At 41.5% G+C, this 20,483-nt stretch carries 16 protein-coding genes; 10 read left to right on the top strand and 6 right to left on the bottom strand.

Annotation, left to right across the window (positions count from 1 at the left end; translation table 11 throughout):
- Positions 1-264: 264 nt before the first annotated feature.
- Positions 265-927 (bottom strand): DNA-methyltransferase, encoded by a 663-nt coding sequence (locus tag CXF72_RS05820; RefSeq protein ID WP_198552519.1) that lies wholly within the window; start codon positions 925-927, stop codon positions 265-267.
- 426 nt (positions 928-1,353) lie between these two features.
- Positions 1,354-2,052 carry a DUF2202 domain-containing protein gene (locus CXF72_RS05810; RefSeq protein WP_157823199.1) on the bottom strand — a complete coding sequence of 233 codons (699 nt, stop codon included), beginning with the start codon at positions 2,050-2,052 and terminating at the stop codon, positions 1,354-1,356.
- Positions 2,053-2,391: 339 nt separating this feature from the next.
- Between CXF72_RS05810 and CXF72_RS05805 the strand changes: the two genes are divergently transcribed.
- Positions 2,392-2,991: an OmpW family outer membrane protein gene (locus CXF72_RS05805; RefSeq protein ID WP_101037630.1), complete on the top strand. Its 600-nt coding sequence runs from the start codon at positions 2,392-2,394 to the stop codon at positions 2,989-2,991.
- A 206-nt stretch (positions 2,992-3,197) separates the two neighbouring features.
- Here the strand turns inward: CXF72_RS05805 and aspS are convergent, their stop codons facing one another.
- Positions 3,198-4,976 carry an aspartate--tRNA ligase gene (aspS, locus tag CXF72_RS05800; protein ID WP_101037628.1) on the bottom strand — a complete coding sequence of 593 codons (1,779 nt, stop codon included), beginning with the start codon at positions 4,974-4,976 and terminating at the stop codon, positions 3,198-3,200.
- 158 nt (positions 4,977-5,134) lie between these two features.
- On the opposite strand from aspS, the gene cmoA reads away from it, so the two are divergent.
- The 5 genes from cmoA to nhaD all read left to right on the top strand — a co-directional run bounded on the left by cmoA (position 5,135) and on the right by nhaD (position 10,682).
- Positions 5,135-5,863 (top strand): carboxy-S-adenosyl-L-methionine synthase CmoA, encoded by a 729-nt coding sequence (gene cmoA, locus CXF72_RS05795; RefSeq protein ID WP_101037626.1) that lies wholly within the window; start codon positions 5,135-5,137, stop codon positions 5,861-5,863.
- Between the two features lie 420 nt (positions 5,864-6,283).
- Complete coding sequence (gene cmoB, locus CXF72_RS05790) at positions 6,284-7,270, top strand: tRNA 5-methoxyuridine(34)/uridine 5-oxyacetic acid(34) synthase CmoB (RefSeq protein ID WP_101037624.1); 987 nt, start codon at positions 6,284-6,286, stop codon at positions 7,268-7,270.
- Positions 7,271-7,388: 118 nt separating this feature from the next.
- The gene (locus CXF72_RS05785; RefSeq protein WP_101037622.1) at positions 7,389-7,982 is read left to right on the top strand and encodes a CoA pyrophosphatase; all 594 of its coding nucleotides are present in this window, start codon (positions 7,389-7,391) and stop codon (positions 7,980-7,982) included.
- A gap of 149 nt (positions 7,983-8,131) precedes the next feature.
- The gene (locus tag CXF72_RS05780) at positions 8,132-9,076 is read left to right on the top strand and encodes a transporter substrate-binding domain-containing protein (RefSeq protein ID WP_232784893.1); all 945 of its coding nucleotides are present in this window, start codon (positions 8,132-8,134) and stop codon (positions 9,074-9,076) included.
- Positions 9,077-9,254: 178 nt separating this feature from the next.
- Positions 9,255-10,682, top strand: a complete 1,428-nt coding sequence (nhaD, locus tag CXF72_RS05775) for a sodium:proton antiporter NhaD (RefSeq protein ID WP_101037620.1) — start codon at positions 9,255-9,257, stop codon at positions 10,680-10,682.
- A 91-nt stretch (positions 10,683-10,773) separates the two neighbouring features.
- On the opposite strand, the gene CXF72_RS05770 is transcribed toward nhaD, so the two are convergent.
- Complete coding sequence (locus tag CXF72_RS05770) at positions 10,774-11,694, bottom strand: DUF368 domain-containing protein (protein ID WP_101037618.1); 921 nt, start codon at positions 11,692-11,694, stop codon at positions 10,774-10,776.
- Positions 11,695-11,843: 149 nt separating this feature from the next.
- Complete coding sequence (locus tag CXF72_RS05765) at positions 11,844-12,851, bottom strand: adenosine deaminase (RefSeq protein WP_101037616.1); 1,008 nt, start codon at positions 12,849-12,851, stop codon at positions 11,844-11,846.
- 501 nt (positions 12,852-13,352) lie between these two features.
- Between CXF72_RS05765 and CXF72_RS05760 the strand changes: the two genes are divergently transcribed.
- On the top strand, positions 13,353-15,182 hold the full coding sequence (locus CXF72_RS05760; protein WP_101037614.1) for an ABC transporter ATP-binding protein: 1,830 nt from the start codon (positions 13,353-13,355) through the stop codon (positions 15,180-15,182).
- A gap of 433 nt (positions 15,183-15,615) precedes the next feature.
- On the top strand, positions 15,616-16,602 hold the full coding sequence (locus tag CXF72_RS05755; protein ID WP_232784894.1) for an OmpA family protein: 987 nt from the start codon (positions 15,616-15,618) through the stop codon (positions 16,600-16,602).
- 83 nt (positions 16,603-16,685) lie between these two features.
- Here CXF72_RS05755 and CXF72_RS05750 read toward each other — a convergent pair whose 3' ends face one another.
- A complete protein-coding gene (locus CXF72_RS05750) occupies positions 16,686-17,540 on the bottom strand; it encodes a sterol desaturase family protein (protein ID WP_101037610.1) in 855 nt (284 codons plus the stop codon).
- A gap of 115 nt (positions 17,541-17,655) precedes the next feature.
- Between CXF72_RS05750 and CXF72_RS05745 the strand changes: the two genes are divergently transcribed.
- Both CXF72_RS05745 and CXF72_RS05740 read left to right on the top strand, forming a co-directional pair.
- Positions 17,656-18,945 carry an imelysin family protein gene (locus CXF72_RS05745; protein WP_101037608.1) on the top strand — a complete coding sequence of 430 codons (1,290 nt, stop codon included), beginning with the start codon at positions 17,656-17,658 and terminating at the stop codon, positions 18,943-18,945.
- Between the two features lie 56 nt (positions 18,946-19,001).
- Positions 19,002-20,477 carry a di-heme oxidoreductase family protein gene (locus CXF72_RS05740; protein WP_198552518.1) on the top strand — a complete coding sequence of 492 codons (1,476 nt, stop codon included), beginning with the start codon at positions 19,002-19,004 and terminating at the stop codon, positions 20,475-20,477.
- Positions 20,478-20,483: the final 6 nt, after the last annotated feature.

Below are 20,483 nucleotides of genomic sequence, written 5' to 3'. Positions count from 1 at the left end.
ATAAAGCGTGAAGGCCATAAAGCGTGAAGGCCATAAAGCGTGAAGGCCATAAAGCGTGAAGGCGATAAAGCGTGAAGGCGATAAAGCGTGAAGGCGCGGCTAACACAACGAAAAATGCGCTGACAAGAGGAAATATCAGCAAGGGGGGATTAATAAAAAGCGTCATTGGATTATACCTGCTTCTAGTCGAGTATATAAAAACGCATTATATAGCAGGTAAAAGTGCTGATCCGTCAAAAAGGGCTGGCTGTCCAGTTAAACGACTTATCGTTTTTCAAGCATTCTATTTTGATAGTGTTGGTGCGCCGACTCTGAAAGATCGCAGCCGCTATATCGGCGTTCCAGATTTTGTGCCGCCACCAACGTTGCCCCTGAGCCAAAAAAAGGATCGATCACCAATTCCCCCTTAACACTGCTTTGTGAAATCAAGGTTTCCATTAGCGGTACAGGCTTTTCCGTTGGGTAACCCCGAAAAACGCGTTTGTATTCAAGGATATCTGGCGTGGCCAAATTATTTAATTTTTTCTTACCTTTTTCAAAAAACAGAATATATTCATGGCGGGCTCGGTAGTGATACCCCATGCCAATACAAACCTTATCCCAGATAATTGGCTTCCAAAATTTAAAACCTACTTTTTCAGCAATCGGCTTTATTAAAAACATTGTTTCTTGATCACAGAATAAATAGAAATGTGAGTTTTTCTTTAGGACTCGGTATACCTCGGTTAGTAAGCTTTCAAAACGATCATTTGATAATATACGAAACCATTCATTGCTTGATGCTTTACTCACTTTCAGTCTTGTCGTTGTGCCGATTTTCCGATGTTTCTCCAGTGATTCATAGGGTGGATCTGTAATTAATAGATCAACGCTCGCATCTGCAAGCGTTGAAAGCCAATTTATTGCGTCATCTTTATAAACTTGCATTATACCTCTATACCAAAGTGCTGCATACGCGTCCATTTTTTGTAGACGTTAGAGACTACACTTTTGTTCAGATAACGGCAATCTATACAATAGATCTGCTAACAGGACGAAGGCTAGACTGCTTGAAGGCTGGAATGCTAGAAGCTCGAAGGCCTGAAGCTAAAAGGCCTGAAGCTAAAAGGCCTGAAGCTAAAAGGCTTGAAGCTAAAAGGCTTGAAGCTAAAAGTCCTGAAGCTAAAAGGCCTGAAGCTAAAAGGCTCGAAACTCGAAGCTCAAAACTCGAAACTCGAAGCTCGAAACTCAAAACTCAAAACTCGAAACTCAAAGCTCGAAGCTCAAAACTCAAAGCTCGAAACTCAAAGCTCGAAGCTCGAAGCTAAAAGGTTGGACAGCATAAGCGAGACACTCAATCAGCAAGCCTGTAAATCAACGCCCTAGAATGGCATCCACTTCAGCCTGAGTTAGATATTGAGCCTCATAATCCCCCTCTCCGATCACCGTCTCGATCCGCCTCACAAAAATGCGCAGGTACTCTTCTGATCCGCTGAGTAATGAGCGATATGCCCTTTGTAAGTCATTTTGAGTGGTATAAGCTAAACCGCATGGAGAAGGGTATCCACTCTCAATCATCACTTCCGGACAAAGCTTAATGTTTTTAATGTCCAGCTCTTCAATATAAGCACCGACGTATAAAGCTTCCAGCTCGCTGATCATGCCTTGATCCGTTAAAAAGTCATACTGTTCAGTAAAGTACCAGCCCCATTCAATTCCGGTAAAAACACCTATAGTATCGGGGAAATTATCGCTATTAGGGTTTGGATCTGGCAAATTAAACATCTCCAGTTGGTCACGCATGCTATCGGTATGAATTTGCTCTGCACGCGCAGCGATAAGCTTAAAAAATTTTTGCTGTGGATATTGCTCGGCCAGAGTTAAGTACAGATCACGTGCGAGTTTTTTTTCTTCGCGCATAAATGTCAAATGGGATACTTCTACAACATCAAGCGCAACTAATGGAGATACAAGCTCTTTTTCTGCATCTTCTCCATAATATTTTGCAACCAAAGTACCAGTCCCAAAAAGAGCAAGTAATGTAAAAACCACACTGATCAATATGTTCTTCATAGACCACCTCTCGTTAATTTTTTTACACAACCATGACATTGAATTATTTTTCAATCTCAGTCTAATTATAGAATATTTTCCTTTTTATGCGGAGCTGGAAGAGTAAAAGGCTTAAAGGTAGAGGCTAAAGGCGGGAAGGCTTGACGGCTGAAAGCTCGAAACTCGAAACTCGAAGCAAAAGTATTTAATTCTAAATTTTTTCTTTTTATTGACTTATGTTGGGGTTTTATAACACTTGCAGATGAACTTTAAGCAAATATTGATCTAGATTAATAGTTCCCTGCATGATGCTTGTTAGCTTGCATGTCATTGATATTTTATTTGATAAAAAGGAATCTGATGATGAAAGCTATTCTCTCCGTTGCACTTGTTTCTGCCCTTTGTTCTTCTGCTGCGCTTGCTCATAATGCTGGTGATTTATTTGTTCGGGGTGGTGCTGCTATTGTTATGCCAACGGAAAGCAGTGACAATGTGTTGAAAGTTGATGATGATACTCAAGCTGCGGCCACATTTACTTATATGACAACGGATAATATAGGTGTCGAGTTGCTTTTAGCGACCCCCTTTACACATGATGTTTCTCTAGGTGACAATAAAGTAGCTGAAGTCTCTCACTTACCCCCTTCTTTGATGGTGCAATACTATTTTGGTAAGCCTGATAGTAAAGTTCGTCCTTATGTTGGTGCGGGTGTGAACTATACTATTTTCTTTGATGAAAAAGAGCATGGAGATGCTTTAGGTGGAGCGGATGTTAGCGTAGATAATTCTCTGGGTGGGACTGTTCAAGCTGGTTTGGATGTAAAACTTGATGAACATTGGTTTGCTAACGCTTCTGTTTGGTATATGGATATTGATACTGATGTTCATGTCGATAATACTACTATCGGCACTGAAATCGATCCAGTGTCTGTGATGTTGGGTCTTGGTTACACGTTTTAATTTAGACTAATCTAACCTTTTTTTAATAAACCTTAGTGTTGCAACGCCAGAAGCTCAAAGCTCGAAGGCTTGAAGGCTGACGGCGGGAAGGCTTGAAAGCTGACGGCTGACGGCTGACGGCTGACGGCTCGAAACTAAACCAACAAATAAAAAAAGGGCAATGACTATTGCCATCCCCCCTTTCATTTATTTTCTAAGCGGTTATTTTATTCAGCCGCATCTTTCTTTGGATCGGCAACAACTGCAACGTTTAACTCAGCCAGTACCGCGGGGTTAGCGAAACTTGGCGCATGGGTTAAAGGACAGGCAGCAGAAGCTGTTTTCGGGAAAGCAATGACGTCACGAATTGAGCTTGTGCCGGTCATTAACATCACTAAACGGTCTAAACCAAAGGCTAAACCTGCATGCGGTGGAGCACCGTATTTAAGGGCTTCTAATAAGAAACCAAATTTATCTTCAGCTTCTTCATCGCTGATATTTAGAATGCGGAAAATAGCCGCCTGCATATCCTGTTTATGGATACGCACACTACCACCACCGAGTTCACAACCATTTAAGACCATATCGTAGGCATTGGAGATAGCGCCAACCGGATTTGCTTCCAATTCTTCAACCGTTAAATTAATAGGAGCGGTAAAGGGATGGTGCAGCGGAGTTAATCCGCCATCGTCCAGCGGTTCAAACATTGGGAAGTCAATCACCCAAAGTGGTTTCCACTGATCTTTAACCAGTCCCAGGTCTTGAGCGACTTTAAGACGTAATGCGCCGATAGCTTCGCTGACAATATTTGATTTGTCGGCGCCAAATAGAATGATATCACCATCTTTTGCGCCCGTACGGCTAAGTAATTCCGTGACAATTTCTTCATTTAAGAATTTAGCAACCGGTGATTGTACACCCTGTAAACCTTTAGCCACTTCATTGACTTTCATCCATGCTAAGCCTTTAGCACCGTAGATAGTGACAAATTTGCCATATTCATCAATATTTTTACGCGAAAGTTTTGCGCCACCCGGTACACAGATAACGGCAACACGGCTGTCCGCATCATTTGCAGGACCGGAGAAGACGTTAAATTCAACCTCTTTCATTAAATCAGCAACATCATACAGTTCAAAATCAATACGCAGATCCGGTTTATCACTGCCGAAACGACGCAGTGCCTCTGCGTAGGTCATTTTAGGGAAGTTACCTAAATCAACATTGAGCATCTCTTTGAAAAGCTTCACTATCATCTCTTCGCTGATCTCCATCACCTGATCCGCATTCATAAAAGAGGTTTCAATATCTATTTGGGTAAATTCAGGCTGGCGGTCGGCACGTAAATCTTCATCACGGAAACATTTAACGATTTGGTAATAACGATCCATACCGGACATCATTAATAACTGTTTAAACAGCTGTGGAGATTGCGGCAATGCAAAAAATTTCCCTTTATGGGTTCGGCTTGGCACTAAATAATCACGCGCGCCTTCCGGTGTCGCTTTGGTCAAAATAGGCGTTTCAACGTCTAAAAAATCCTGATCATCAAGGAAACGACGCACAAAACTGCTTACTTTCGCGCGGAACTGCATCCGTTTGGCCATTTCGGGGCGACGTAAATCGAGATAACGATAACGTAAACGCTGCTCTTCACTGTTCTGCTGGTTGCTGTCAAGGGGTAATGGCTCGGAACGATTTAATATTTCCAGTTCAAGCCCGAGAATTTCAATCCCGCCGGTGGTCATATCTTTATTAACTTGACCTTCGGGACGCGCACGAACTAAGCCTTTAATTTGAATACAGAATTCATTACGTACCGTAGTAGCAAGCGCCGTTGCAACGGGTGTATCGGCATCAAAAAACACTTGTACAATGCCGGCACGGTCGCGCATATCTAAAAAGATAACACCGCCTAAATCACGCTGTTTGTTGATCCAACCTACTAACTGAATTTCCTGACCTAAGACGGCTTCAGTCACTTCGCCACAATACATAGTGCGCATTATCGATTCCTGTTTTAAATATCATATAAAAATAATGCGTGCATTATAGAAGAAAACAGTTAATAGCAACACAGCTAAATAAAAAAATGACCATCTGCTTTATTTTAAGTAAAATACGGCGCAACATCTCGGCATGAATCACTAACGGGTAAACTAACATGAGTAAAACGGACAATATCTACAGCAAACAGCGCGCACAGATCGACGGATTTAGTTTTGACGAGCAGGTCGTGCAGGTATTCCCGGATATGATCAAACGCTCGGTGCCCGGTTATGAAACCATTATTAACAGCATCGGTACTATCACGGAACGCTGCGCAGTTGAAAACAGTAATCTCTACGATTTAGGCTGCTCGCTTGGTGCAGCAACCCTATCGATGCGTCGCGGGCTGAATAAAGCGGGATGCCAAATCATTGCGGTGGACAACTCACAGCAAATGGTTGAACGCTGTGAGCAGTATATTCACGCTTATAAATCAGATACACCTGTTCAGGTATTATGTGATGATATTTGTAATATCCACATTGAAAATGCCTCCGTGGTGATTCTAAATTTCACCCTGCAGTTTTTGACACCTGAAAAACGCTTAAGCCTGCTGACCAATATCTATAACGGCTTATTACCCGGCGGGGTGTTAGTGCTGTCGGAAAAATTTGTTTTTGAGGATCCCCTTAATCAGCAGCTATTAAACGATCTGCATTTAGACTTTAAACGCAGTCAGGGTTACAGTGAACTTGAGATCAGCCAGAAACGTGCATCATTAGATAACGTTTTAATTGCCGATACCGTAGAACAACATTATTCACGTTTACAAAAAGCCGGATTCAAACATAACAATCTCTGGTACCAATATTTTAATTTTGGCTCAATCATCAGCATTAAATAACCTTTTAAATTAAGATGGCTTAACAATCAGCATCAGCAGTAAATAACCTTTAAATTAATATGGGTTAATAATCAGCATTAAATAACCTTTAAGTTAAGAGGGCTTAACAATCAGCATCAGCAGTAAATAACCTTTAAATTAATATGGCTTAACAATCAGCATTAAATAACCTTAAGTTAAGATGGCTTAACAATCAGCATCAGCAGTAAATAACCTTTAAATTAATATGGGTTAATAATCAGCATTAAATAACCTTTAAGTTAATATGGGTTAACAATCTGCATCAGCATTAAATAACCTTAAATTAATATGGGTTAACAATAAGCATTAAATAACCCTTTAAATTAATATGGGTTAACAATAAGCATTAAATAACCCTTCAAAAGGGAAAATAAATATAAAATCATCACAAGGTTCTCCATGATCGACTTTACAAACTTCTACAGCAGCATCGCTAAAAACCGTTTAAGCCACTGGCTACGGACTCTGCCAATGCAGTTGCATGAATGGGAAAATACCCATGTGCATGGCCAGTTAGCCAGTTGGATTCGAATTTTAAATAAGTTTCCTGATATTAAAACCAATCATATCGAACTTAAAGATTGTGTTGAGATAGGATCTGCCACTGAATTATCAGCGGGTGAAACCAAGAAACTGGAAAATTTATTACAAAAATTTCATCCCTGGCGTAAAGGCCCCTTTGTCATTCACGGTATTCATATTGATACAGAATGGCGCAGTGATTGGAAATGGGATCGGCTGCTGCCGCATATCAGCCCCCTTAAATACCGTTATGTCTTAGATGTGGGTTGCGGCAGCGGTTATCATATGTGGCGTATGCGCGGTGAAGGAGCTGAATTTGTTGTTGGCATTGATCCCAGCGAGCTGTTTTTATGCCAGTTTGAAGCCGTCCGCCATTTTGCCAATAAAGATCAAAATGTACATTTATTACCTTTAGGTATTCAGGAACTGCCTAAATTAGGCGCTTTTGATACGGTCTTTTCAATGGGGGTTTTATACCACAGAAAATCACCCATGGATCATATTACCCAGTTGCAGGATCAGTTGGTCGAAGGGGGCGAACTGGTACTTGAAACACTCGTTATTGGCGGGGATGAAAATGCCGTTTTAGTACCTCAGGACAGATATGCAAAAATGCGTAATATCTGGTTTTTACCCAGCGCACAAGCATTAAAACTCTGGGTCGAAAAGTGCGGTTTTGAGAATGTGCGCATTGCCGATATTAACGACACCTTAAGCGGCGAGCAGCGCAGTACAGCCTGGATGACCAATGAATCTCTGGAGGATTACCTGGATCCTAACGATCCCAGCAGAACAGTGGAAGGTCACCCGGCACCAAAACGTGCCTTATTGATTGCCAAAAAAGCTGTAAAACCGCTAGGTTAAGGCTCTAACGCCTTAAAGCTTTAGAGCTTTAGAGCCTTAGAGCCTTAAGCGCAACTTTATACCCTGCAGTCATTTGCTGTTATGATTAATACACCCAATATTTTTTAGGTTTTTTTGAATGAATAAACACATTTTTTTAAATCGTTTCTTATTTCATAATAGACAAAATATTTCTGACCTGCTGGCATATAAAACACCCTTTAATTTAAACCAACAAGGGTTAAAAAAAGCCGCTGTTTTATTACCTTTGATAAAACGCCAGAATGGCTTAAACCTAATATTTACCGAGCGGGCTTTACATCTACGTCACCACCCGGGGCAAATTAGCTTCCCCGGCGGCCGATATGAACTAACGGATCATTCTTTACAGCAAACCGCCCTGCGTGAAACGGAAGAAGAGATCGGTATTTTACAGAGTCAGGTAAGTCTCTTTGGTTCATTGCCTAATCTGCCGACAGGAAGTGGATTTATGATTAGCCCTTTTCTCGGTTTTATCGATAATGAGCATACTATCTTAATTGATAAGCAAGAAGTCCGCAGTGTTTTTGAAGTGCCCCTTGCCTACCTGTTAGATAAAAACAATTATTATAAACAACATTTTTTTGCCAATAAAAAGCATCACTTCACTTACTGTATTGCGTACCAAAACAGATTAATTTGGGGAGCAACAGCGCAAATTATTAAAAATCTGCAGGAGCATCTGGCCAATTAATTTCGTTAAGCTTTAATTAAAAAAATAAAACTCACAAAAAAACGACTAAATACACACAAAAAGCGGCGATCAAGTTAGAATCAATAAAATTTTTATAAATAACTCCGCGGTGTTCTTTATTTAATGCGCCACTAAGAGTAGATAAAACAATGATTAATCAAGAAAGATTGATGGGATTAAATATAAAAATGAAAAGTCTCTTAAGAATAGTTTTGTTAAGTTATCTCAGCCTCTTCGCAGAGACGCTTATCGCGGGAGATTTGCATGACGTTAAAGCGGCGGGAGTACTACGGCATATTGGTGTTCCCTATGCCAATTTTGTAACCATCTCGCCGACCGAGGATAAATGGAACGAAGGTGGTTTTGATGTTGATATAATACGCGGTTTCGCTGTTTATCTGGGTGTTGAATACCAATTTGTTAAAGGCAGAGCTGATAACGTGTTTGGCTTATTAACGGGCCAAAATGCAAAATATATTGATCAGCAGATCGTTTTTGGCAAGCAACAAAAAATCCAGGGAGATCTTTTCGCCGGCGGAGCCACTATTCTGGATTGGCGCAAAAATATAGTGGACTTTTCAGATGACTATTTCCCTGCGGGTATCTGGTTATTCGCCCGCTCCGATTCTACTCTGCAACCTATTATTCCCAGCGGCTCTATCCTCGATGATATAAAAAATGTGAAAAAGCAACTCAATGGCCGCCAGGTCTTAGGGAAACAACACACTTCTCTGGATCCCAATTTATACAATCTAAAAGCCGTCGGTGCGCAAGTTTTATACTCACGCGCTAATCAAAAACTAAATGAGATAATTCTCTCTATTATTAAAAATAGTGCTGAAACTACGTTGGTTGATGTTGTTGATGGGCTTGCCGCCCTTAATACCTGGTCCGGTGCCATTAAAGCGATTGGCCCGATTTCAGAAGAGCAGAGAATGGCGGTTGTTTTTCCAAAAAGCGCACCAAAATTACGGCTGGCCTTTAATGCTTATTTACAAAAAATTCGAGCAGATGGCACATTCAACCGCATAGTGAAAAAACACTACCCGGAGATATTTAACTTTTACCCGGTCTATTTTGCAAATAACGAATAACACCGCCTGATTATTTATCTTCCTTGTTGGATTTTTTCTGAAAAATCCAAAAATCAAGCGCCTGTCATAGTATTTTTAGGGAGCTCGTGCCATGATTTCCAACGGGACAAAGTTGCTGTTCGAGACTGTAATCCGCGCTTCAAAAATGAAAAATTAATTCATTGCCGACAGGAAGAGTATGGTGAAATTTAGAATCCTATTTACGTTAATCTTAACCCTATCAAGTTTTGGCGCACTGGCCAGTCAACCTGAAACATCAATGGTCGGCACGCCCGTTGCGTGGTTTGCACTGATCATCTTTGTGCTCGCATATTTGTTAGTGGCAGGCGAAGAGATTCTGCAGTTGCGAAAATCGAAACCGGTGTTAGTTGCCGCAGGTTTAATTTGGCTGGCCATTGGCTGGCATGCTTATGGCACCAGTGATGCTGAAACGGTGCAGTTGACATTTCGTCATAACCTTCTGGAATATTCCGAGTTATTGCTGTTTTTGTTAGTCGCTATGACTTATATCAACGCCATGGAAGAGCGCCGTTTATTTGATGCCCTGCGCAGCTGGATAGTCCATAAGCGTTTATCCTATCGCAGTTTATTCTGGCTTACCGGCGTACTGGCCTTTTTCATTTCTCCTATTGCCGACAATTTAACCACCGCTTTGTTAATGTGCGCAGTCGTTATCAAAGTGGCCCCCGGCAAAAAACAATTTATCAATCTTGCTTGTATCAACATAGTGGTGGCCTCCAATGCGGGGGGGGCATTTAGCCCCTTTGGTGATATAACCACATTGATGGTTTGGCAAAAAGGGCTAGTGGCATTTGATCAGTTTTTAGTATTATTCATCCCCTCTCTGGTCAGTTTTATACTGCCGGCATTAATCATGTCATTCTTTATTGGTAAGGGGCCAATCAGTGATATGTCCGAGCGGGTTGAATTAAAACGCGGCGCAAAACGGATTATCGCACTGTTTTTATTTACTATTTCAACGGCTGTCGCAAGCTTTAGTTTATTTAATCTACCGCCCGTATTGGGCATGATGATGGGCTTAGGGTATTTACAATTTTTCGGCTATTTTTTACGTCAAACATTAGCCTCAAGTCTCGCCAAAAAAAGAGCCAGCGCCATTGCCAGTGGCGACGATCAAAGGTTGAATTATCTGGGCCATGTTGTGCCTTTTGATGTCTTTAACCGTATTGCTCAAGCCGAATGGGATACACTGTTATTCTTTTATGGCGTGGTGATGTGTGTCGGTGGTCTGGGATATATAGGTTACCTGGAACTGGTCTCGACTCTTATGTATACCCAGTGGGATCCGACGTATGCCAACATTGCCGTGGGGTTATTGAGTGCGGTTATCGACAATATTCCGGTTATGTTTGCGGTTTTAACCATGCAACCGGATATGGCCTTAGGGCAATGGTTATTGGTTACATTAACAGCCGGTATTGGTGGCAGTTTGTTATCCATCGGATCGGCTGCCGGTGTTGCGCTGATGGGACATGCACGCGGCAGTTATACCTTTGTCGGACACTTACGCTGGTCACCCGTTATTTTGCTTGGTTATGTCGCCGGCGTTGCCTGCCATTTGTGGTTAAATCAACATCTTTTTTAGCTCAATCACTAAAATAAATTAGGCATATAAAAGGCGCTCAAATAAACTTTCCGCCTTTTATATTGTGGATAACTAACAGATCAAGCCAAATTTATGCTTTTCTCTCACCCAATTTTTCCAGAGCAAAAACCACCAGCAAACCTGAGATCATTAATAATATACAAGGCAGAAGCTGTGCAGAGTGACCGGTTAGCAGCTCAAAATCAGCCGGTAGCACATTGGCTTGAGTCAGTGGTTTTTCAATACCGTGTGAGTCGGTATACACAGATAAAACCTCTTTCCACGGCCACACCAAATATAAAGATCCGGCAATAAATCCCGCTAACAGCGCAATAACACGTTGATGATAATGATCCAGTAACCAGGTTAAAATCCTCACGAAACTCAACAAACCGATCACACAACCACCGCCAAATAACGCCAGAGTAGTTAGATCTAATGCTTTGATTGCACCTAATACATGGCTGTAAACACCCAGTAGCAAAAGAATAAAACTGCCTGAAATTCCCGGTAATATCATCGCGCAGATAGCAATCGCACCGGCCATAAAAATATAGGCATTACTTGCAACCACCTCAGCAGGACGCAGCTGCCCAATAGCAACCGCTAAGGCAATGCCTGCCACCAACAATATAATGCCGCCGACATTCCAACCTCGCATTTGCCGTAATACAAAAATACTAGACGCGATAATAAGCCCAAAGAAAAAAGACCAGACTAATAAGGCCTGGGAGTCTAACAAATAAGTAACAAGTCGCGCTAAAGAGAGGATACTAACGATAATGCCTAATCCCAAACTCAGTAAAAAATTTCCGTTGATATGCAACCAGGCAGCTTTAATCCCCTGATTTTTTAACGTTGTAATAAATTGCAGATTAAAACGGCTGAGACTGTGTAATAACTCCGAGTAAATACCCGTAATAAATGCAATTGTCCCCCCGGAAACACCGGGTACCACATCCGCCGCCCCCATTGCTAATCCACGTAAAAAAATACCGAAAAAATGTTTCATTTACAAAACCTTACTTTAAAAAACGACTGATAATAGAGCAACATACCCAAATTATTTGAAGACGCAGGTATCTGCATCTTCAAATAATTTGGCTTTTAGTTTTACTTGCTAAAAGCTTACAAACTGACTAATCACATTATCCATAATGATTAATGATAATCAGCAAGTTTTTGCTGCATTGTGTTTTTATACTCAAGCGACGTGAAGCTGCCCTTAATACTATTGCTCACTAAGCGTTTTGCTTGTGCTTTTGTCATGCCTAATGAATCGCTCAAAACGACAAAGTTTTCGGTCATATAACCGCCGAAATAAGCGGGATCATCGGAATTGACCGTCACACAAACGTCAAGTTCCAACATCTGTAAAATAGTATGCTCAGACATATCAGAAAATACCTTCAACTTGGTGTTGGATAACGGACAAATCGTTAACGGCATCTGTGCAGCAATTAAATGCGCCATCAGCGCCTTATCGGAAATGGCACTCACACCATGATCAACACGTGAGACCTGCAAATCATTAAGCGCAGTCCAGATATACTCAGCAGGCCCCTCTTCACCGGCATGAGCCACGGTTAATAATCCCAGCTCCCGCGCTTTGGCAAATACTCGACTGAATTTTTCCGGTGGATGCCCTTTTTCCGAGCTGTCTAAACCGACGGCCTTAATTTTATCTAAATGGGGAATGGCCTGTTGTAATGTAATAAAGGCATCATCTTCGCTAAGATGACGTAAAAAACACAGTATTAATTCACTGCTGATACCTAATTTTTTATGTCCATCAACTAAAGCACGGTTTATCCCATTGATAACCGTTGAAAAATCAATACCGCGTGCCGTATGGGTTTGTGGATCAAAAAAGGGTTCAACATGCAGTACATTTTGTTGCCGACATTTCAGCAGATAAGCCCAGGTTAAATCATAAAAATCTTGCTCAGCGACTAATACATTTGCACCTTGATAATAGATATTCAAAAAGTCCTGCAGATTATTAAATTGGTAGGCTTCCTGAATCTGCTCAACTGACGTAAAAGGGATCTTCACATTATTACGTTTTGCCAGTGCAAACATTAACTCAGGCTCTAAACTGCCCTCTAAATGCAGGTGTAATTCAACTTTCGGTAATCCATTTAACCAATCAAAATTTATCTTCGACATACTTACTTTAACCTTCTCATTTTTATTATTATAAGCTTAACGCTTTAAGTTTTGTATCTTGTTGTAGCTTAGCTTTGAATAAATCATCTTCCAGCGTTTTTGCTTAGTGCAAGATATCCAATTATACCCGTGGAATAATAATTTTTTGTCGTTTTTCTTGCTTGCAGGCAGTGAGCACAGCACTTAAAATGACCAGCAGAAAAAATGGTTTATTCATATCTTCGCCTCGCATTTAAAAATGTACTTAAAATCACCGATAGCGCTGTTTTTTTGTTTCTCTACAAAGCGACCAGCCTTAAATTTACCCGCATAAATCATGCGTCTTTATTTGAACAGCAGGTGATCAAAGTTCGACAGATAAGACTAAAATCTACATTTATATATAGCACTTAGTGTAAACTCAAGCGTCACTCATTTCACTTACTGTTTTTCTGATTTATAAAATATAAAATTTACAAATTGGTAAGCTGCAGAGTATAGAGAAACCAAAAAGGTCAGCAGATGTTTAACTTTTTCGAAAAAATAGTCCCCGCACTTAATGACGCGGAGCCCAAGCAGCCCCCCAATACACTACTGGCTTTTTGTCTTTATTATACAAATGGTTATAAAATACCACTGGTATTAATGACGGTTTTAACCGCTTTGTTAGCCATTATGGAGGTGCAATTATTTGGTTTTATGGGCCAGCTCGTTGACTGGTTAATCACTAAAAATCCAGAAACCTTATTAAGCGAAGAAAGCGGCACATTAGTGGCCATGTCAATTATGGTACTGGTGATTATCCCGTTACTTATTCTGTTCCACTCATTAGTTGTGCATCAGGTTTTACTCGGTAACTATCCGATGTCTATTCGTTGGTTCGCGCATCGTTATCTGCTCAAACAAAGCATCTCATTTTATCAGGACGATTTTGCCGGGCGTATTGCAACTAAGGTGATGCAAACCGCGTTAGCCGTCAGGGAAACGGTCATGAAGCTGCTCGATGTGATGGTTTATATCACAGTGTACTTTATTTCTATGGTGGTGATGCTCGCCAAAGCGGATCTTCGGCTGGCAATTCCGATGCTTATCTGGTTAGTTCTTTATGTCATGCTGCAAACTCATTTTCTCCCTAAATTAAGAAAAATAGCCACTGAGCAGGCCGATGCGCGCTCTACTATGACCGGGCGTATTGTTGATAGTTATACCAATATATCAACGGTTAAACTCTTTGCTCATACGGATGCCGAGTCCGCCTATGCAAAACAGGGCATGAAAAGCTTTTTGAATACCGTTTACCGGCAGATGCGTTTAGTCACCTGCCTTAATGTCAGCGTACAGGTTTCAAATTATATTTTAGCTTTTGTTATCACCGCGCTGGCCATCGGATTATGGATGCAAAGTGCTATCACCATCGGCGCCATTGCGATCGCAATAAGCTTAGCCCTGCGTTTAAATGGTATGTCGCAATGGATAATGTGGGAAATAAGCTCACTCTTTGAGAATATCGGCACCGTTACCGATGGCATGTCAACGCTTGCAAAACCCAATATTATAGAAGATAAAAAAGAGGCAAAACCCCTGGTGGTTAACCAGGGTGCAATACATTTTGATAATGTCAGTTTTAATTATGGTGAAGAAAAAGGCATTCTCACTAATCTAAATTTACAGATAAAAGCAGGTGAAAAAATAGGTTTAGTAGGACGTTCGGGCGCAGGAAAATCGACTTTGGTCAACTTACTGCTGCGTTTTTATGATGTTGAAAAAGGCCGGATTATCATTGATGAGCAGAACATTAACGATGTTCTGCAGGAAAGTTTACGTTTTAAAATCGGCATGGTAACGCAAGACACCTCTTTATTGCACCGCTCGATTCGTGAAAACATTCTTTACGGGCGTCCGGATGCGACCGAAGAGGATATGATCAAAGCCACCAAACGAGCACAGGCCCATGAATTTATTTTGAGCTTAACCGATAATACCGGCAACACAGGTTATGATGCGCAGGTCGGTGAACGTGGTGTAAAACTATCCGGCGGACAACGCCAACGTATTGCGATTGCCCGCGTCTTACTCAAAGATGCCCCCATTCTTGTTTTAGATGAAGCAACATCCGCACTGGACTCAGAAGTGGAAGCGGCAATCAATGAGAGTTTGTATAACTTAATGCAGGGAAAAACAGTTATTGCTATTGCTCATCGCCTATCCACTATCGCCGCGATGGACAGGTTAATTGTTCTGGATGAAGGCCGAATAGTTGAGCAGGGTACGCATAGCGAACTGATTCAAGGGCAAGGTATTTATGCACAGCTTTGGGCTCATCAAACCGGTGGCTTTTTAGGGATGGATTAAGGCCTGCTGACCTTTGAAGTACGAATTTCATTCAATCTAAAAGTGTTCTGGGCAAGGCATGTATCGTTTATATGTAAACGATACATAACGCAGGCACTGGCTTATATAAAACACCCGCAAATCCCGGTAAAAATGCACTCAGAAGATCAACACTCCCAGAGAATAGCAAAAAAATAAAAAAACTTTCCCTTGTCTGCTGATATTAACCCCTGTGGTGTGTAGTATTTTATCCATTCTCCTTTTTACCCCTTAGAGAAGATAACTATTCCGAATTATAATTGCTAAACACAACTTATTTGTTATCAAACAGTTATAATAAAAAAGAGCAAGATATTGCACATAAGTAAGCATACGGATAAAATCAAAAAGCTTCTAAAGTAGTAGAGGCAATTATAAAAATCATAACAACTAAAAGGATATAACTGTGTCTAAAATGAATTATATACTGCCATTGGCATTACTGGTCTCCGGTGCTGTAACTGCGGCATCTGATAACCCTTGGTATGCAGGTGCCCGTTTAGGTGGCGCTCACTATAGCGATTTTACGAATAACAACTGGAATCCTGAGAATCAAGATCAGAATGATCTTGCGGGTGGTATTTTTCTGGGTTATAACTACAAATCATGGTTTGCTGTTGAAACAGGTTACACCTACCTGGGTGAAGCTGAATTTGGTAACAATAACTCCGTCGAACAACAAGGCGTCGATATTGTGAGTAAATTCACTTGGCAAGCAACAGATTCCCTTTCTGTCTTTGCTAAGGCCGGGGGATTTTACTATTTTGCTGATGGTCAAGGTCAGTTTAGTGCTTCTCACGATAGAGGACTTATTCCAACGACAGGAGCTGGCGTAGAATATTTTTTCAGTAAAAACGTCTCTACACGCCTTGAGTATCAATACTATCATGATCTGGATATTAACAATTCAGGAATCAATACTAACTGGAATACGCATTTTTATGGTGTCAGTCTGGTTTATAGCTGGGGTGCACCTGCACCGGTAGCAATCGTACCGATCGAAGCCGCTGTTGTGATGGCTGCAGAACCACAAAAAATGATCAACATTAAGCCGCTGACCGTTGAAATACCCTTTGCGTTTGATAGTAATCTGTTAGCGCCTAAATATATAGACCAATTACAACCCATTGCGCAACAGCTCATTAACTACCCGGAAGCTGAGTTAATCGTTATCGGTCATACCGATAGCAGCGGTCCGGAAGCTTACAATCAAAAGTTATCTGAACAGCGTGCCGCATTAGTTGCTGATTACTTGGCAACTCACTTTGCTATTGATAAAAGCCGCATCAAGGAAAGTGGTCGTGGCGAACTAGCGCCAAAAGCAAGTAATGCAACCAAGGAAGGACGAGCATTAAACCGTCGTGTATCAGCATTTACACCCGGCTTAACCATTAAAAAATAACTATAAGCACTGCGCTACATAGTTTAACAAAAGTGTCCATTGACACTTTTGTTCTTTATTCGGCAAATAATGACGCTTCTACTTTAGTACACAATACCCGACCACTGCTGCTTTAATGTTTGCCTGTTTTTAAATTTTTGATCCAGACCAAATCCCTTAACCTGCTCATTTTTACTTAATAATAAACTGTTAAACAGCGCATCCCAAATCGCTAAGGTGGAACCAAAATTTTTATTAAAGTGCTTAATTTTGGCACTGTGATGAATTTGATGCTGGGCGGGGCTGATAAAAAATCGCTCCCACTTGCCAAATCCCAGCCAAATATGACTGTGGCGTAAATTACTGCCTGCGACATTAAATAAAAAAACAAATAGATTAACCCCGAGCAGATCAAGCACGGTGATATTATTTTTAAACAGGTAAATAAAACAAACACTGAGTAATACGTTCACCATCAGACTGCGCAGTGCATTGATAATAAATTCAACGGGATGAATACGGTATAGCGTTAAGGGTGTCATGCTTGTTGCACTATGATGTACAGCATGAAAACGCCACAGAAAAGACACTTTATGCTGCGCTAAATGGAGCAGATATTTGGAAAAATCGTGGCTTATAAATAATATAAATGCAAAACCTAATGATAAATAACTCTCATTGACATAAAACCAATTCCCCTCTCCAAAAAGCGGTTTGATTATTTGATTAAGCCATAAAATGAAACTTATCTGCATCGCCAGCATCGGCACAAGCAATAGTTTTGTCCCCCCCTGATTGACAAAAATCCACACAAGATCCACAACTGATGAGCGATTAATCCAGTGCTGCTTTTTAAAAATCAATGCCCCGTAAAACCATATCGCCAGGATTAAAGCAGATAACAGATATAACCAATAAACCCTTTTATTGGGATCGAATATAAAAAATAGCGGTTTCATTACGCCCTCTAACCCTTCCCACACAATTTAATCCCCGAAAATAAAGCGCTTGCTTTTGATAATGATAATCAATAGTATTCGCATTTAAGAATTGAATCAACTGAGTATTAACTTTATGTTAAAAAAAAATCTAATCATCACGGTCATGCTGACCTTTTTCTGCTCAACCGCCTTTGCTGCATTTGCAGATAAAGTCGAGCATCGTACCGCGAGTTCAACACAGGTTAGTGAGTCTGAGGTTAAAGCCAACTATGTAAAAATGGCCTATGCAGCCTATGAAGATTCACTTAACAGTGTCCTACACTTACAAAGTAATATCGAAAAATTGCTGGCCAATCCAAACGAACAGCAATTACTGCGAACCAAAGCCGCCTATAAATTAGCGCGTATCCCCTACCAGCAAACAGAAATTATGCGTTGGGATACCGATATTACTATTACTGCAGGACTTGATAAAGATGGCGGACCGGCAAGCGTTGATCAGTGGGAAGGACAGGTTAATGCCTGGCCGTTAGATGAGCAGGCGATCGATTATGTTCAAGGGAATCCTAACGCAGGTATTATTAATAAAAACAACGGCCCTGCTATTAACTCCGATTATTTAATTGCCCAAAATGGTGCGGGGGGAGAAGCCAATGTGACAACTGGCTTCCATGCGATTGAATTTTTGCTTTGGGGACAGGATCTTAATGGCACCAACGCGGGTGCGGGGCAACGTAACGTTAATGATTTTCAGACCGATCTTAGCGGCAAATGCAGCGTCAATAACTGTGATCGCAGACGTGCCTATTTACAAGCTGCCAGCCAATTGTTGGTTGCGGATTTACAAGAGATGCGTGATCAGTGGAGTGCAACGGCAAGCACGCAACAAGGCACTTTGGCGTATAACTTTTTAGCTTCCAGTGATGGGATTCGTTACATTCTATTTGCGATGAAAAGTATGGCAACCGATGAACTGGCTTCCGCACGTATGAATGAAGGATTAGACGGATTAGATCCCGAACAGGAGCATGATTGCTTTAGCGATCTCAGCCATGTTGCTATTTATTATAATTTTCAAGCTATTCGTAATGCCTTTTACGGCGGTTATCAAACTACTGCCGGTCAATATATTAGCGGTGCCAGTCTGGGTGATTATATCCACCAGCAAAGCCCGGCTATTTTTAAGCAGTTTGATGATCAATTCAATAATATTGAAAAAAACATGAAAATTGTTTTTGATGCCGGCGAGCGTATTAACAATCCGATTCGTTTTGACCAGATAATAGGTCAAGCAAAAACGGCTCCGCAACGCACCGCCGCCTTTAACGCCGTCTATCAATTGGTCGATTTACAATTCGCCTTTAATGATCTGCAGGCGTTATTTTCTCTGCCTGCTCTGATTATTTCCGGTGACGGTGACTAATCCGCCTGCAGACAGATTCCACCCTATAAATTTTTCTTACAATAGCGGCTCACTTTATGATTAACAAAAATATTTTTCTCTTATCAGCGCTGCTTTCCGGTCTTTCTTGTAATAGTTTAGCGCTGGATAAAAATCAGCATCTAGCGGGTGGTACAGCCAGCGTGGACAACAACATGGCCTCGGCCTTTTCGATGCATTCGACTAATATGACCAGGGCCAAAAATATTTTAACCTTTAACGGCGGCAATAAATTTTTTGAAGAGCCTTGGGCACAAAGTGCAGGTTCCGTCAGCTCTCAAGATGGATTGGGTCCCCTTTTTAACAGTAATGCCTGTCAAAATTGTCATGTCCGTGATGGGCGAGGACATGCATCACAAGCAGCAAAGGGGCAATTAGGGGATGATTTTTCCACGCTGTTAATTCGCGCCTCCAAAAGTGAACTGACAACAGCGCAAACAGCGCGCATCGAACAATCATTGCAAGCGAATGTTGGCGATGCCTGTATTGGCGGACAACTGCAGCACAAAGCGGTATTTGCTGTTACAAATGAAGCGAGCCAACGGGTGAGTTACCGCTATAAGACGGTTAATTTTGCCGATGGGGAAACTATTGAGCTGCGCGATCCTATTTGGCATGTTAAAGCTACAAACTGTGAGATTGGTCAAGATACTGTTCTTTCTGCGCGCGTTGCCCCGGCGATGATTGGTCTGGGTTTACTGGCGCTGATTAATGAGCAGAATATTTTGGCCAAACAGGATATTGATGATGCTAATCAGAATGGTATCTCCGGTAAAGCCAATCAAGTTTGGTCAATCGCAGCGCAAGCTGTCACCTTAGGCCGTTTTGGCTGGAAAGCCGGACAGCCAAGCTTAAGGCAGCAGGCGGCAGGCGCTTTTTTAGGTGATATGGGGATCACCAGTGATTTCGCCCCCATCGAAAACTGTTTGAGCACGCAATCTGATTGTCTTAATGCAAAAAATGGTAATAGTCATCATAACAATACGCCGGAAGAATTTGAGGTGTCAACGCGGATCCTCGACAAGGTCACTTTTTATGCTCATCATCTCGCTGTCCCTATACGCCGCAACGCCTATGCGCCACAGGTTTTACAGGGCAAACAAATTTTCAATGAAATTGGTTGCGGACAATGCCACACTGAAAGTTATACAACCCAAAAAAGTGAGCAGTTTAGTGAACTCTCCGAGCAAAAAATTTATCCCTACAGTGACCTGTTATTACATGATATGGGGACAGCGTTAACTGATTTTGACAAGCACAGTAACACCGTCGATGGCGAAATAGCAGTGGAGTTTTTGGCGCAGGCAAACGAATGGCGAACCCCTCCTCTATGGGGAATTGGTTTAGCACAGACAGTTGATCCTAACGCTACTTTTTTACATGATGGTCGTGCCAGAACAATTTTGGAAGCCGTTCTCTGGCACGGTGGCGAAGCGCAGACAAGTAAATTGGCCCTGTTAAAACTTGATAAAACCCAACGCCGAGCACTGCTTGCTTTTTTGCACGACTTATAAGGTAAT

Origin of the sequence: Psychromonas sp. MB-3u-54, from assembly GCF_002836415.1 — a bacterium.
In the GTDB taxonomy this organism is placed as follows: domain Bacteria; phylum Pseudomonadota; class Gammaproteobacteria; order Enterobacterales; family Psychromonadaceae; genus Psychromonas.
The sequence above is the reverse complement of the archived record's forward strand: the minus strand, read 5'-3'. Positions and strand labels throughout refer to the sequence as shown.

Excerpts from the sequence above, each read along its gene's own strand:
- CXF72_RS05820 (WP_198552519.1), bottom strand. The coding sequence starts at position 927 with ATGCAAGTTTATAAAGATGACGCAATAAATTGGCTTTCAACGCTTGCA.
- CXF72_RS05810 (WP_157823199.1), bottom strand. The coding sequence starts at position 2,052 with ATGAAGAACATATTGATCAGTGTGGTTTTTACATTACTTGCTCTTTTT.
- CXF72_RS05805 (WP_101037630.1), top strand. The coding sequence starts at position 2,392 with ATGATGAAAGCTATTCTCTCCGTTGCACTTGTTTCTGCCCTTTGTTCT.
- aspS (WP_101037628.1), bottom strand. The coding sequence starts at position 4,976 with ATGCGCACTATGTATTGTGGCGAAGTGACTGAAGCCGTCTTAGGTCAG.
- cmoA (WP_101037626.1), top strand. The coding sequence starts at position 5,135 with ATGAGTAAAACGGACAATATCTACAGCAAACAGCGCGCACAGATCGAC.
- cmoB (WP_101037624.1), top strand. The coding sequence starts at position 6,284 with ATGATCGACTTTACAAACTTCTACAGCAGCATCGCTAAAAACCGTTTA.
- CXF72_RS05785 (WP_101037622.1), top strand. The coding sequence starts at position 7,389 with ATGAATAAACACATTTTTTTAAATCGTTTCTTATTTCATAATAGACAA.
- CXF72_RS05780 (WP_232784893.1), top strand. The coding sequence starts at position 8,132 with ATGATTAATCAAGAAAGATTGATGGGATTAAATATAAAAATGAAAAGT.
- nhaD (WP_101037620.1), top strand. The coding sequence starts at position 9,255 with ATGGTGAAATTTAGAATCCTATTTACGTTAATCTTAACCCTATCAAGT.
- CXF72_RS05770 (WP_101037618.1), bottom strand. The coding sequence starts at position 11,694 with ATGAAACATTTTTTCGGTATTTTTTTACGTGGATTAGCAATGGGGGCG.
- CXF72_RS05765 (WP_101037616.1), bottom strand. The coding sequence starts at position 12,851 with ATGTCGAAGATAAATTTTGATTGGTTAAATGGATTACCGAAAGTTGAA.
- CXF72_RS05760 (WP_101037614.1), top strand. The coding sequence starts at position 13,353 with ATGTTTAACTTTTTCGAAAAAATAGTCCCCGCACTTAATGACGCGGAG.
- CXF72_RS05755 (WP_232784894.1), top strand. The coding sequence starts at position 15,616 with ATGAATTATATACTGCCATTGGCATTACTGGTCTCCGGTGCTGTAACT.
- CXF72_RS05750 (WP_101037610.1), bottom strand. The coding sequence starts at position 17,540 with ATGAAACCGCTATTTTTTATATTCGATCCCAATAAAAGGGTTTATTGG.
- CXF72_RS05745 (WP_101037608.1), top strand. The coding sequence starts at position 17,656 with ATGTTAAAAAAAAATCTAATCATCACGGTCATGCTGACCTTTTTCTGC.
- CXF72_RS05740 (WP_198552518.1), top strand. The coding sequence starts at position 19,002 with ATGATTAACAAAAATATTTTTCTCTTATCAGCGCTGCTTTCCGGTCTT.